The following is a 14,621-nucleotide window of genomic DNA, read 5'->3' on the forward strand; positions in this document are numbered from 1 at the left end:
AGATCCTTCTAATTTAATTAGGGTGGATAAAAATGGTTAATCAACACACCTGTTAATGTAATTAATTATATCCACGTTCACCAAATGGCTGAAGCGTGTCGAGCCATTTTTGTTCCAGCTTTTCTAACTCTTTTTTTGGATCGAAATAGCCCTTTTCTTTTTTCTTCAAATATTCCACAACTTCAATATCAAAAGCATCATTGCCGAAAGTGTTGTAATCAACTTGTAGCTCTTTGTTTGTATGTGTTTTCGTTTTTAACATAAATTGAAAGCCGTTTAAGCGTTTTAAATTATTGAAGCTGCCTACAAACACTTTACCATTTTGTTTATTGGTCATTGTAAAAACGCCAGCTTCGATTTTTATCTCTTTATACATTTCCTTTAATTCTTTTTTATGGTCCATTGGAAACCCTGCTTTCTTATTTTTTTACCCAGTAGGCACTGCCATCCTCTTTCCGGTCCATGAAGCCGTATTCGATTAAATAGCGACGTATTTGCACATAGTCCTTATACATTGGTTGGATCATCTCATTTAATTCTTTTTCTGAATACTGTTTTGTTTCATTGAAAATCTTGGTAATTGCACGGAGTATTACAATTTTATGCTTTTCACGTTTTGGAAAGCGGACTAGCCCCTTATCAATACCGTTTGGAAAGTACTTTTCAAGTAGCTGCTGTTCTTCAGAAATCGTAATATTATAGCGATCATCAACCATCGTAGCCGTTTTGTGAATTGGTACAAAGCTGTCTTCCTTTTGATTTTGTTCTTTTAATAACTCCATCATCGCAAGAAAAGTTTTCGCTTGACGTTCCTTTTCTTTAAGAGCAAAACGATGATGACGTATCGTTGTAGCACTACCAATTTCAAGTTCTTCTTTAACTTCTTGATCAGTTTTTCCTTCATAAAATAAACGTAAAATATGACTTTGATGATCAGTTAGTCCTGTCATTTTTTTATTAAGACTATTTAAATAATGAAATACAGATTGGTGTGTAGCAGTAATATGACGCTGCATAAATTTTTCTGCCTCGTAGAGTACGCCTTCATATGGATAAATAATACCCTTTTCAATTTTTTCCCCGCAAAGCAAACAAGTGAAGTGTGTTGCTTCATCAATGTAGCCTTTTTTAATGTCATGGATTGGAGCTTGCCAAAATAATTCATTTACATCCATTGGATATCCTCCTGAAAAAACAAACGAATAATTATTTTGTTTGTTTATTTATATATAAAATAACAAATTGTTTGAATAAAATCAATAAAAAACACATCATTTAATAAACGATGTGCGAAAGTGTTTATTTATTTTTCTTTTTAAAAATATTGATAGATAAAATAGCTAGCACAATAATTGTGACGAAAATAATAATAATACTTGTTGATATACTTAGAATATTTCCATGAAGGTCATAGACAATACCATACATTATTTTATAGTCTTCCACCTGTGAGGCAGGCGCACCTTCGAAAACCTTGGAAATTGAGCTCTCCATAAAGGCATTACGTAATAGTAAAGTTGTATGGCTAATAGGGAAATACATAATAAGATTTTGAGCAAAGGTTGGGAGTGCACCAACCGGTACGTAAACTCCACATAAGAAACCGAGAGCCGTACCGACGATTGTACTGAGAGTTGAAAACGAATGTTGAGTGTTTGCGAGCAACACAAGAAAAAGATTAAAAACACTGGCCAGTAACACAGATAAAAATAATATTCCTACTACTTTTATTAAATCTCCAATGCTTAGTAGCTCACCGCCAGTTGTTGCGATAAAAATTTCACAGCCAATAAGGGCGATAAGGGAAAAGATACAGCCAATGATAAAGGCATTTAATACATAGCTAAATTGAATGGTTGCTCGAGAGATAGGGGCTGTGAGAAAATCAGCTTGCGCTTTAGATTCAAGATCCCTAACAGCAATGCCATACGCAGCAAGTGTAGAAGAAACAGCGGTCATAGAAAGTAAACCAGCGACAATCCATTCATTGACCATCGTTACTAAAGTTGGAGTAGCCTTTGTCGCTTCTTCAATTGCATTTACTTGCATTTTTTGAAGAAATACTGCGTATAGGACAATGACAATAATGACAGAAAGCAGCGAGTAGAAGACTTGTGTTTTATCACGTCTGAAAACCTTGTTATTTCGTTTTACTAAGCTAAATAATGCCTCCATTAAGCTGCACCACCCTCGTCCATAATATGAAGAAAGACATCATCCATAGTACCTTTGATTACCTCAAACGAAGCAATAAGTGGCTCTGCTTTTTTTAATAGCGCTAAAGCATGAAGTGTGGATTCGACTCGGATGGAGAAAATACCTAACTTTTCTGTATAGGAGATAGCATTTTCCTCAAGCCACTTTATCCCTTCAGAATTATGATGAAAAACAAGCGCCATTGAATCGTAGGCGTGTTTTGTTTTAAGAGCATCTGGTGTCCCTTCAGCAACAATTTCTCCTTGCTTTAAAACGATGACTTGATGAGCGACTGCCGCTTCCTCCATATAATGCGTTGTCAAAAAAACCGTCATGTTTGTTTCTAGCTGTAGCTGCTTAATGGCTTGCCAAACGAATTGCCGCGTTTGTGGGTCAAGACCAGTTGTCGGTTCATCTAAAAACAATATATTTGGTCGATGGATCAGGGCGCGAGCGATATCAGCACGCCTTTTTTGACCACCTGATAAAGTGCCGTATTTGCGCTTTTCTATATCTTCTAAATGCAAATATGTTGAAACGAATTGATAATTTTCGTTCAATTGCTCTTTCGATAAGCCATATGTTTTACCACGGTGAAGTATATTTTCCCGTACCGTTAATCGTTCATCTAGTAAACTTTGCTGGAAAACGACACCAATGGATTTTCGAATTTCAGCATTGTCTTTGTTTTCATCAAGGGTATAGCCATTAATTGTAACCATACCGCTTGATTTTTTTAATAATGTACAGAGTATTTCAATGGTCGTTGATTTTCCCGCACCATTCGCACCTAAAAAGGCGAAGAGGGAGCCCTGCTTAACTGTAAATGAAATACCCTTTACGGCCTGATGAACCCCAAATTGCTTACATAAATTTTCAACTTGTATAGCAAAGGTCATGTTGTTTATTCCTTTCTTTTTTGAATTTCTTGATTGATTTTTGCAATATCATTTTTTTGAAGTACATAAATAATGCACCAAGCGATAAAGAAAATAATAGCTTCACTTATAAAAATAGATGTAATGCCGGAATGTTCAAACCAATCCCCGAAATAGCCTGCAATCATCACACACAGCGTAACTGCAATTACATGTAGAATAAACTGGGCAATAAAAGGTAAACGCTCAATATCAAAGATGGTAGACAGCAGACCTATTACAGCTCCAAGTATAGCGGCGATGATAATTTGTTCAAGTAATTCCGGCCCTGACATCACAGTGTTATTAGATAGGACACTTAATGTTACTAAGACGTAGGAAGAGCTAAGTGATATGAGTAGTCCGATAATCATCATGCGAATAAAATTCATATTATGAGTCCCTCCCAATCCCTAAGTGGTGTTTTAGTTCTTTTAAATATTTCCGGCTAACATGGACGGATACATCGTTTTCTAAAATCAGTTCTGTTGAACCGATTTTCCCCATTTGAATAGAGGCAATTTTATTAATGTTGACGAGTGTTGATTTGCTGACTCTGACAAAATCCTTCGCTAATTGTGCTTCCAGCTCATACAGTTTACGCTTCGTCTCGAATTCCTGCTCTTCCGTCTGCAAAAAAACTTTTGCACCCTCTGCGTAAATGGAGTAAATATCGGAAATTTTTAGCATATGAATTTCTTGTTGAAAGTAGCCATCTAGCATCGTTGTTTGTGAAGCTTGTAGTTGCTTCATCAGTCGTTCAATTTGCTCGTTGTATTCCTTCGCATGTATATGAACCTCAGTTTCATCCAGCGAGCTATTGATCGTTATATGAATTTTCATTGGAGGCCTCCTTTGCTTCTCTCCGTTAGGGAGAAACACTGAATCAGGTAATAATAATGTAGCATAGAAAAAATTGGGTTGGAGAAATTCTTGGATAAGAGGTTAAATTTTATAAATAACAGGCTCAATTTTCACTATATATGACTTTGCTAAATGTGATGAAGTAGAAAAATAGGCAGGTTCACGGCATAATAGAATCATACAGTTACGAGGGGTTGCTTCTATGTTTATTTTTGACAAGCACATGTTTATAACATTATGTATTGGTTTAACAGGTGCGATTTTATTTAATTTATTACATATTCCGATGCCGTGGTTGCTTGGTGCTATAACAGCAGTACTAATTATGCAGTTATCGACGGAAGTACAATTGAAATGGCATAGATATTTTCGTAATTTCGGTTTAATCGTTGCGGGGTATTCCATTGGTTTTGCGTTTACACCAGAAGCGGTGCAGGATATTAAGCAATTTATAGGAAGTATGATTGTATTAAACGTAATATTTATCGTACTGTTTTTTTGTGTTAGTTATGTAGTAGCAAAACGTGCGGATTTAGATTTTGCGACTGCGTTGACATGCTGTGTACCTGGTGGCATGTCACAGGTTGTTGCCTTTGCTGAGGAGCAAGGGGATATGGATATGGTCGTGATAACGTTCTTCCAAATATTACGGGTTCTTTTAATTGTCGGCTTTGTACCATTAATGGTGTCAGGCTCTGGGGGAACTGGTGTAGTTGTCAACGGAGCGTATTCATGGAGCCTAATAGGATTACTTGCTGTGTGTGGGGTAGCGGGGTGGCTGGCACAAAAGGTGAAAATACCAACAGGCTATATGCTTGGTCCGGTGTTTTTATTGATGGGCATTAATATAGCAGGAATGGATGTTCCGAAATTACCTTTGTCACTACTTCATATTGCGCAGCTGATGCTTGGAATTTACATTGGACTATTATTGAAAAAAGAGGATTTACACTTATCGAAGAAGCATGTGTTTTACGCATTTGTATCGGCGGGTGTCTTTATTGGCGCGGCATACGGCTTAACATTTATCATGAAGGGTTTGTACGGCCTTGATTTTAAGACAGGCTTTTTAAGCATCGTACCAGGCGGGCTCGATCAAATGGGGATTATCGCCGCTTCTGTTCATGCGAATGTGACAATCGTTACTGCATTTCAGTTATTCAGAGTGTTGGTCGTATCTATTTTCCTTGTACCGTTTGTTAAAATGTTTGTGAGAAAAGTGAAAACGTAAAGAGGCTGGTGACTTTACTAGCCTCTTTAAATTTTGATAAAAGAAAATTGGTAGAAGTGTGGGTCTGATAGAAAGAGCTTGTTTTTCGATAAAAGCCCAAAAAGTTTCGATAAAATGAGATTTTGTTTCGATAAAAGCCCAAAAAGTTTCGATAAAATGAGATTTTGTTTCGATAAATTTTCAAAGTATTCCTATAAAACGAACGAAAGGAGCTTCTTCGTTCCTCTACATGCTCACTGCAGGATCTCATCTGTAATGCTAATCTCCAAGGAGTCGCCCAGCCGGAACGAAGATTAACTAATACATGGCATATGTTTGGTGATGAGCCAGAAATGTTTGGATATTCATAAAAACCTGAAAGTAAAAAAATATTTTCCAAATTCCCTGAATTATGGTATTATAAAGTTAACTATAATGAACGGAGGTGAAAAGGAATGAATAAAAACGCTACGAAAACATGTGTAAATATAGATACAGCTATGTATTTTGCATATGTAATTACTTTCGATTTTGCGAACAACGGGAGAGGTCTGTCCATTTTTAAGCAAAATCAAATATCAAACGTAGCGGATTAACCATTCTTTTTCACAAACTATTTAGGAAAAGACTGCTTGTTAATGGAGCAGTCTTTTTTGTGTCTATAGATGTTTTTCGCACGTTTCATTGGAGGATAAAACGATGCAAATTAAAGCTGAACAACTACAAAAAATTATTGGTGGAAGCGTATTATTTGAAGGGCTTCAATTAGAAGTAAATACAGGAGAACATGTTGCTATTGTCGGTGTCAATGGCAGTGGGAAAACGACTTTATTACAGTTATTAGCTGGTTTGGATACACCGGATAAGGGACGTATTATAAAAAGTAAGGAAGCGACAGTTGGCTACCTTCATCAAATTCCGAACTATCCTATGTTATCCGTAAAGGAAGTGCTGGAGGAAGCATTTGCGGAAGTCTATGCATTAAAGGCAAAAATGACAAAGCTTGAGCAGGAAATGCAGTTAGCGGTAACAGATAGGATACTGCAGCAATATGGTCTTGTGCAGGAACAGTTTATGCTACAGGGCGGCTATGAAATGGATGCGCAATTAGCGATGATTGCAAACGGTCTAGGTATTACGCCATTGCTTGAACAACCTTTTAGTAGCTTAAGTGGTGGGGAGAAAACGAAGGTTATGCTTGGGCAAATCCTTTTGAGTAATCCTTCTATTTTGCTATTAGATGAACCTACGAATCATTTAGATATGCAGGCAATTGAATGGCTAGAAAATTATGTGCGAAACTTTGCAGGAATCGTTATTGTCGTATCACATGATCGCCATTTTATGAATCAAATGGCTCAAAAAATAATTGAAATTGAAGATGGAGAGGCATTTACGTATATTGGCAATTACGATGCATTTGTTGAGCAAAAAGAGGCTAAGGTTGAACAGCAATTTGCTCAATATGAAGAACAGCAAAAGAAAATAAAAAAAATGCAGGAAACAATTAAACGCTTAAAGCAATGGGCAAATGAAGCGAATCCGCCAAATGCTGCCTTACATCGACGTGCTAAAAGTATGGAAAAAGCACTAGCCCGTATAGAGCGTGTGAAGAAGCCTGTAACGAAAAAGAAAATGAATTTAGCTTTAACGATGGCTGAGCGAAGTGGCAAAGAAGTTGTTCAAATGAAGGGGATTAGCCATGCATTTGAGAAACCGCTATTTAAGGAAAGTGATTTAGCGGTTTACTTCGGAGAACGACTGGCGATTGTTGGTGACAACGGTAGTGGGAAATCAACATTATTAAAAATGGTGTTAGGTGAAGTTGAACCTCATAAAGGTATCTGTCATGTCGGCAGTAGCGTGAAAATTGGCTACCTTTCACAGCAATTTGAGCATAAAAATCCTGCCATTCGTTTAATAGATGCCTTCCGTGAGAGCGTCTCTGTGTCAGAGGCAGAGGCACGTCATATTCTTGCTCAGTTTTTATTTTATGGCTATGACGTCTTCAAAAAAGTAAAGGATTTAAGTGGCGGCGAAAAGATGCGTTTACGTCTAGCGCAGTTAATGCATGAGGATATTAATTTATTAATGCTGGATGAGCCAACCAACCATTTAGATATTGAAGCGAGAGAGGTATTAGAGGATACACTGGAGTCCTTTGAAGGAACAATTATTGGCGTCTCACATGATCGTTATTTCTTACAAAAGATTTTTACAAAAGTTGCATGGATTGAGCATCAAACGATTCAAGCATTCGAAGGCGATTATGAATGGGCAAGGCAAAAACGTTTAGAAATAGTTAAAGAACCAGTAATAAAGGAAGTACATGAAAAGACCTATGCTGCTAAAAAAGAGTTACCGATTGAAGAGCAAATTGGAAAGCTCGAAATGAAATTAAAGGATCCAACACTTGCTAAGGAGCAACGTCAAAAGTTTGAACAGCAGCTAGAGGATTTATATGAAAAATGGATTGAGGGGGGAACAGAGCATGCATAAAATTGAGCACATCATGCAGCTAGATATTGATTATATTAAAAGTTTTAGTAAGATGGAAACATGGAATGAAGGAGTATTATTTTATAATAAGGAAATGCCAACCTATTACGACGCCAATCATGCACACATTTGGAGGAAAGTTGTCGAGCCAAATATATTTTTAAAGAACATAAAAGACTACTATCAGTCAAAATCTCTCATCCCAAGATTGTATTTATACAACGTGGAGGAAAATCAGTCATGCATAGAGGCATTAGAGATTCATGGCTTTCAATATGAAAGTTTTACAGATGATGTACAGTGTTGGAATGGTGAATACTCGCAACTATCACAAAATCCAGCCATACAAATTGAACGTGTAACAGCTGCCAATATGGAGGAAGCATTAGCCGTAGAAATGAGTATTTCTACATTTGGAGAGCCTGCATTAATCAAACAAGCTTTTGAGAAAACCTATCATTCTCCGCATTTTACGTATTATTTATTAAGAGTGGATGGCAAAGCTTGCTGTACTGCCAATATTTTTATCTCAGGGAATCAAGGAAGAATTGAGAGTGTAGCGACGATTGAAAGTTACCGAGGACGAGGATTGATCGGATATATTTTACAGCATATTCAACAAGAGTCAGTAAAGCAAGGCTTAGAATATCTGTGGATTTTGCCTATCAATGAACAGGTTGCAAAAGTCTATGACAAGGCAAACTTCAAATCGGTAGGCAAAATAAAATCAATTCATGCCTTTACTGAGGGAAAAAGTATTAACGAGATACGACAAGATTCATAATTAAGATAAAAAATTTCGCCATACTCCTGTGGAACCGTGATCCAAGGTAGATTATTCCACAGGAAAAGAGCGAAATTTTTTTACTCTGAATTAAAGTTAGATAGGGAGATTAACTGCCCGTAAAAGCCTATTTAGTGAAGACTAATAATCAATGGGGGATGAAGAAAACCCTCACTGATTTATCATAACAACGTCGAATTCTGCATCCATTTTAAATGGATACTTTTTAGTGGGATTGATTCAGTCCTGAAATATGTTTCAAACATAGTACGAACATAGCTTGTGACAAGGTAAAGTGGTAAAATTTCTATTATAATAAATGGAGCAATTTTGGATTGAATTGACTATTCGGAATTTTGAGTTATTGTTCAAAAGAAGGATTTTCAATCTTTAAAAGTTTTTTACTTGAAAAAATGGCGTATTCGATTTATTGTCTTTAGAGATACTTGTTTAATGGACTTGGAGGATATGAAATGCACGGAATTTATATACGCTATAATGTCTCAGAAGAAACCCCAGCAGCACAATGGCCCAAAAAAATGGATGCATTTGCGTATGTTCAACGAGGAAAACCACAACAAGACAATGACTTGCTGTCGAAGGAAGAGATAAAAAGCCACGCAATTCGCTATATTAAAAGCTTAAAAGACAATGCAAGTGAACATTTAGTAGAACAACGCAATGGTGAAATTGAGCACTTTGATCGACGCTTTATGGAGTCCTTAAAGATTAAGGAAAACATTGATTCGCAGCTTATTAATCTAGAAGAAATTCGTTTACTATTACAGTTAATGAATGTACTGAATTTATCGCATGGTTTCGGTGAAAATGCTGGAAAGCTACTACGTCAAATTACCCCATATGCAAAAGAGGTAGAGCACCCAACATTCCAAACAACTCGTGTAGAGCGACATTTTTACTCAGAATTAATTGAACAAATTGAAGCAGTATATGCACGAATTATGCGTCAACACAACCCATCAACAACAGAAATGCAGCATTCAGAAAAGCTATGGACAGCAGTTTGTGAGCAAGCGATTGAAAAGGTAGAATCACGAATTGAACGTTTGTCTTCTATCAAATTAAAGCATGAGAAAAATTTGTTAGAGTTTAGTCAATTAAAACAGCAAAATATCGAGGCAAAGGAACGTCTAGATCTTGCTGTTAATGAACTTGATGCTATTTTAAATGTATTAGAATCATAAAGGCTTTGTTAATACTTATATAATGCGGTTTGAGCGGGGGTAGCTACGAGCTAGCCCCGCTTTTAGCCCATTTTCCAATAGCACGGTCAATTATATGTCGATAATTTTATCTTCCATTTTCTTTCAATACATACCCGTATGTTGTATGGATTATTTCGGGAGTATACCTCAATCGTTCGGCAATGGCTTTCACAGGAATATCATTATTCATCAAAATTGTAGCGTGTGTGCGCTGTAATCCATGTATAGTGGTACTAGCACCCAACCGCTGTTATTTTCTACTACTTGAATTTTTGATACTATTTCTTTTTTGTTTCTCCAACTTCTTCTGTAGAATTTAATCTTTCCATTAACATAATTAATACATTTATCCATAAAACTAATCGGATCAGGTTTATTAGGTGTCTAAAAATTTGACTAAATCTGCTTGCGGTGTTTGCAAATCGAGAGTTGAGAAACCCAATGGTGGAATACAAAAAGCATGAGATAACAAATAAATTTTGGATTTTTTATCTCACGATTTTATATTTGTGACAAAGTGATTTTCTTTATAAATATAGATTCGCCATACTCAAAATTAAAAGGTTTTTTCTCTAATTCATCTATGCCCCAACCTTTCTCTTCACGTCTTTTATACTTTGCCTAAAAGGTTTTTCATATCCCGCTTTCGTCATTAAATCCATAAAAGGAATTTCAAGAATTTTGGAGAGTTTTTGTATAACTTCAGGTGTAGATATCTTTCTGCCACATTCAATGGGGTGTGGCTTTTATTATGTATAAAAAGATGATGAAAAAGTGTGGTAACAGTTGAACAGATAAGGTGAATATTGTTATATCGTTAGTCTTCTTTATTGATTTAGACTTAGACCTAGACATTACATATTTTAAACTAAATGGGCATTTTGCATAGGTCTATTAATCAAGGATACATATAGATAACAAGACCATACTATTAGGAGGCTAAAAGAATGAATAAAGATCTTCTACTTACGTTAATGAATAGGGTTATAAGAGTGGATCGGGGAGGACCTGAATCACGTATAGGAAAGTTAATGGCTGCTGAAGACGATCATTTTGTATTATTAACTGAAAAAGATGGGATTGTTTATTACAAAACACAACACATTAAAAGCATTACTCTTAACTCAAGAGATGGGATGGAATTTAATGTTGAAGATCCAGCGGCAGATTCGTACTTACTTGCACCTGATTTTAAAACAGTAGTAGGTAGCCTACGACATCATTGGGTTAAAGTGAATCGTGGTGGTCCAGAAATGTTAGAAGGAATAATGGATGAAGTTTCGGAAGATTATATTACTATTTTCTCTAAAGAAGAAATTATTCGTCTAGCAATGTATCATGTTCGAAATATTAGTTTAGGAACAACTAGTGAAAAAGCAGCTGAAGGAAAGAAAGATCAAGGAAAAAATAATGAAAATAAAAATAGTGAAGTAAATGATAGTGATGAAAGCTCTAATAATAAGACAGAAAACAATAATAAACAAAAAAATGAAAAAGCGGTGAATGATAGAGGGAGAAATGTGAGAAATCGAAGAAGGTAAGGTATGATTTATAATAAATTTATGAAAACATAAGGTAGCTAAAATGAATGTGGATAGTTCAATTACGAAATGATTCGATGCACGAATTGTCATAGGAACATCCTTTTAGGCTAAATGACGGAATCATTTCGTATTTCTGTAAGCGCTCGCCAAAAGATTCACTTGTATATATTGAGAACCTAAATCCGTGTGTACAATTAGTTCTGGTGCTGGATTTTGCGCTGCTACTGTGCTATCGATTGTTTCTAAATCAGTTCACTCGCCATTTTACGATCGAATTTATACACTACAAATTTCTTTGTATGACAATCTAAAACCTACGTCAAATAACCTTCAACAGCACTTAACTCCCTAGTTCCTTCAATTGGAGAAAGGAATTTAATCCATTTATAAATTATGACTTCCGACACATCATATTGGTTACTAGTTGATTGACCTGTGTACCAGAGCGATAAAGCTCGAATACTGTTTGTTTCAATTCTTTATTTTACTTATTTAGACTTATTGTCGGACACGTCCTCTCTTATGCTCAATTGAATTAACCGAGATATGTATGTCCATTCATTTATAATACATCCATACAATAGTATTTTTTATAAATGCGTAACACTTTATTAAGTGATTTGAAGCTGAACTAATATGAATAATTAGTTCGGCTTTTATTTATGACTTAAGTGAATTTAGGGAAATATGAATGTTCAACTCTCTCTTATGATTGAAAAAAAACTGAATAATCGACACGAGTGATTTTTTTTTATCAAAATTTCGATAAACTATTAGTTGGTTTAGTGCAAAAACTTTAACAAAAAAGGCAACCGCTACAATTGTTTTAAATTCGTGGTCTCCTTCCGAAATTGACTTGCCAATTGCCATTGTCCTCCGCACACTGTTATCCTTCCTACATTCGCTTCAACGTGCACAGCTGAAAAAACGTTACCAGAAGTTGTCCTAACCGCTGAACCTATGTGATGTCTTCTGTATAATTGTGTTCTATTACTCTCTCTGCGCTTCTTTAATCAATTCATAGTCTCTATCTTCTAAAGGTATTGCTTTTAACATAATTAATCTCTCCTAAACAACATAAAAAGTAAATTAGTTTTCGGCTTTTTCAAAAGCAACAATCCTTACGAAAAGAGCCTTGATAAAAGGAAACTAAAAACAACAAATTCTCTATTCATAATAAAGTTCATCTTGGACACCATTTCCTACGCTGAAATGGTGGTGTACATAGCAAGATAGATGCGTTTTATAAAAAATACTCAGAGAAGGAGGCTTAGAAGCATCTCCTTTTCTGAGTACATAGTTATTACACTTGATGAACAGTCTGAATATGTGAAAGGTTAAAATAAGTTGAATTAGATTTCCCGTTTTGTATCTCAATAATTTGATCTTTTACATTTATTACTCTACCTATATGGGAAAATTCTTTTCCAAGATTGAATACAACAAGTTTTTCTCTAAGTTGGTCAATTTGAGACCCGAATGTATTGTTTAGTGACTGATTGTTAAGAGGTGACAGACTTAAAAATTCATTTTCACTTATTCCGTAAGGAAACTGATCCTTAGAATATGGACTGAGCCATTTCAAATGTTTTGTTAAAATGAACATTGTTTTGTAAATGGGAGACTCAAATACAAAATAATCATTCATAATAGACGATATAACCCCATGTAGCGCTTGATTTCCTGTTACAAAAATCTCCACATGTATTCCTTTTGCATGTGAAAGTATATTTGTAAGGGTTAGGTCCTTATCAGACAGTTGAGAATTATATCTCGATGTTTCTGAAGGGTGTTGAACATTATTTTCATTGTTATAATCTATTTCTAAAGTTTGAATATGGTCGATTGGTAAATAGACGAACATATTTCCATCATAAATAACAATAATGTCACTACCCGAGTCAATTACTGAACCTTTTAGTATCTTACCTCCCGAGAGTTTAATTATAACAATTTCCTTATTTAGACTTTGCAATAACATAATTAAAATTTACCTCCATTTCTATTCAAGTACTCAAACTATCCACAAATACTAACTGAATAAAGTAATCTATAATACATCCAGCCATTAAGCTAATTGGGATGATTAAGATGCAACTTTAAGATATCCCCTAATTTTCCGTGTTTTAAAATAAACATCAAAGTTAGTGTTGCTTAGGGTATCAATAGGAGTCAATTATGCACAGATGCCTCCTCCAATTTGCGAGACTTGCAACTCGTAAAAGTAATTTTTCTAGTTCCCAATCCAATAATCGCAATGTACCAATCATCACGGTTGGAAGACTAATTAGTTAGAGATACCGTATTAATTAGTCCCATGAATGTTTTACAATCTACACAACTTATTCATTTGAAATTGCTTTTATGTCAATATTTTTTTTGGGGCTTTACTGTGATAAAGCGCATCACGAAGTTAACATTCTCCTATTACCCACAAACTAAATGGTTTCGATTGAATTATTTAATCAAATAGGGCGTCTACTTTATCGTTTCTTTATCTAAAAAAGCGTTCATCCTTTTAGGATAAAGCACCTCTGATTGTTTAATAACGAATAACTATTTTTGTTCGGTTGAGATTAGGGACCTAACTACTAGTATAGAAGTCTCTTTATTCCAAACTTTTTTAATAATACATTGCATGTGTTCGGATTTACTTGAACTCATGTCTTTTTATGTTAATACCACGAAAGTAAATCAAACCTATGCTTTACAGTATACTATTTTAATATTTGAGTAATTTAGTATAAATATTAGAGAAAATAGGTATAAAACCAAGGGAGTTTTAACTTTTTACATATTTATACTACGACGGCATCACTAATCTAATGTATGAGGGAAAAACTTAGTATTTTAGTCTAACAATAAGTTATTTTTCAGAATAAAATAAAATTCCTTGAAGGTGAAAATACTATGCAAACATTAGATATAATAACAATACTGACATTTTTAGTTACTCTTGGTTTCATTTTTTGGAGACCTAGAAATATGAATGAAGCTATTCCTGCATTGGTTGGTGCTATTATTGTAATACTTTGCGGTAGTGTAACCATGACAGATCTACTTATAATTATACAAACAATCAGTGATGCTGCGATTACCATTATGGCTACAATTGTTATGGCGATTGTATTAGAAAGCTTTGGGTTCTTTAACTGGGTTGCAGAACTGCTTACTGAAAAAGCAAATGGGTCTGGCATTCGATTATTCTGGTATGTCAATCTCCTATGCTTTCTCATGACACTCTTCTTTAATAATGACGGTAGTATTTTAATAGCAATACCAATATTAATTATCACACGTGTTGATTAACCAAAATTATACAGTTGCGAATGATTTATGTTCCAATGAAACACCAGGATTTCTTTCACCCTGATTCGCCAT

13 protein-coding genes and 2 pseudogenes are annotated in these 14,621 nt (G+C 35.1%); 7 read left to right on the forward strand and 8 right to left on the reverse strand.

Features of this window, described 5'->3' with window-relative positions:
- Positions 1-61: 61 nt before the first annotated feature.
- The 6 genes from QRN68_RS07090 to QRN68_RS07115 form a co-directional block, all read right to left on the reverse strand.
- A complete protein-coding gene (locus QRN68_RS07090; RefSeq protein ID WP_285396068.1) occupies positions 62-403 on the reverse strand; it encodes a GIY-YIG nuclease family protein in 342 nt (113 codons plus the stop codon).
- 16 nt (positions 404-419) lie between these two features.
- Positions 420-1,175 (reverse strand): DUF2087 domain-containing protein, encoded by a 756-nt coding sequence (locus QRN68_RS07095; RefSeq protein ID WP_285396069.1) that lies wholly within the window; start codon positions 1,173-1,175, stop codon positions 420-422.
- Between the two features lie 124 nt (positions 1,176-1,299).
- A complete protein-coding gene (locus QRN68_RS07100) occupies positions 1,300-2,175 on the reverse strand; it encodes an ABC transporter permease (protein WP_285396070.1) in 876 nt (291 codons plus the stop codon).
- Positions 2,175-3,095, reverse strand: coding sequence for an ABC transporter ATP-binding protein (locus QRN68_RS07105; RefSeq protein WP_285396071.1), 921 nt, complete (start codon positions 3,093-3,095; stop codon positions 2,175-2,177). Before QRN68_RS07105 ends, QRN68_RS07100 begins: the two co-directional genes overlap by 1 nt.
- 5 nt (positions 3,096-3,100) lie before the next feature.
- On the reverse strand, positions 3,101-3,505 hold the full coding sequence (locus tag QRN68_RS07110; protein WP_285396072.1) for a DUF3021 domain-containing protein: 405 nt from the start codon (positions 3,503-3,505) through the stop codon (positions 3,101-3,103).
- 1 nt (position 3,506) lies between these two features.
- Positions 3,507-3,956: a LytTR family DNA-binding domain-containing protein gene (locus QRN68_RS07115; protein WP_285396073.1), complete on the reverse strand. Its 450-nt coding sequence runs from the start codon at positions 3,954-3,956 to the stop codon at positions 3,507-3,509.
- Between the two features lie 223 nt (positions 3,957-4,179).
- On the opposite strand from QRN68_RS07115, the gene QRN68_RS07120 reads away from it, so the two are divergent.
- The 6 genes from QRN68_RS07120 (at position 4,180) to QRN68_RS07145 (ending at position 11,237) form a co-directional block, all read left to right on the forward strand.
- Positions 4,180-5,208: an AbrB family transcriptional regulator gene (locus QRN68_RS07120; RefSeq protein WP_285396075.1), complete on the forward strand. Its 1,029-nt coding sequence runs from the start codon at positions 4,180-4,182 to the stop codon at positions 5,206-5,208.
- A 434-nt stretch (positions 5,209-5,642) separates the two neighbouring features.
- A complete protein-coding gene (locus QRN68_RS07125) occupies positions 5,643-5,783 on the forward strand; it encodes an RAxF-45 family protein (protein ID WP_285396076.1) in 141 nt (46 codons plus the stop codon).
- Positions 5,784-5,886: 103 nt separating this feature from the next.
- Positions 5,887-7,686 (forward strand): ribosomal protection-like ABC-F family protein, encoded by a 1,800-nt coding sequence (gene abc-f / locus QRN68_RS07130; RefSeq protein WP_285396077.1) that lies wholly within the window; start codon positions 5,887-5,889, stop codon positions 7,684-7,686.
- Positions 7,679-8,470, forward strand: coding sequence for a GNAT family N-acetyltransferase (locus tag QRN68_RS07135; protein ID WP_285396078.1), 792 nt, complete (start codon positions 7,679-7,681; stop codon positions 8,468-8,470). Before abc-f ends, QRN68_RS07135 begins: the two co-directional genes overlap by 8 nt.
- 473 nt (positions 8,471-8,943) lie before the next feature.
- Positions 8,944-9,675, forward strand: coding sequence for a hypothetical protein (locus QRN68_RS07140; protein ID WP_285396079.1), 732 nt, complete (start codon positions 8,944-8,946; stop codon positions 9,673-9,675).
- Positions 9,676-10,643: 968 nt separating this feature from the next.
- Complete coding sequence (locus tag QRN68_RS07145) at positions 10,644-11,237, forward strand: hypothetical protein (RefSeq protein ID WP_285396080.1); 594 nt, start codon at positions 10,644-10,646, stop codon at positions 11,235-11,237.
- An 810-nt stretch (positions 11,238-12,047) separates the two neighbouring features.
- Here the strand turns inward: QRN68_RS07145 and QRN68_RS07155 are convergent.
- A pseudogene (locus QRN68_RS07155) lies at positions 12,048-12,296 on the reverse strand (cytidine/deoxycytidylate deaminase family protein); the annotation flags it as partial.
- A gap of 247 nt (positions 12,297-12,543) precedes the next feature.
- The gene (locus tag QRN68_RS07160; protein WP_285396081.1) at positions 12,544-13,221 is read right to left on the reverse strand and encodes a DUF2642 domain-containing protein; all 678 of its coding nucleotides are present in this window, start codon (positions 13,219-13,221) and stop codon (positions 12,544-12,546) included.
- A gap of 929 nt (positions 13,222-14,150) precedes the next feature.
- Between QRN68_RS07160 and QRN68_RS07165 the strand changes: the two are divergent.
- Positions 14,151-14,534 (forward strand): annotated as a pseudogene (locus QRN68_RS07165) (ArsB/NhaD family transporter); the annotation flags it as partial.
- Between the last annotated feature and the right edge of the window lie 87 nt (positions 14,535-14,621).

Origin of the sequence: Lysinibacillus sp. fls2-241-R2A-57, assembly GCF_030209535.1 — a bacterium.
Taxonomy (GTDB): Bacteria; Bacillota; Bacilli; order Bacillales_A; family Planococcaceae; genus Lysinibacillus.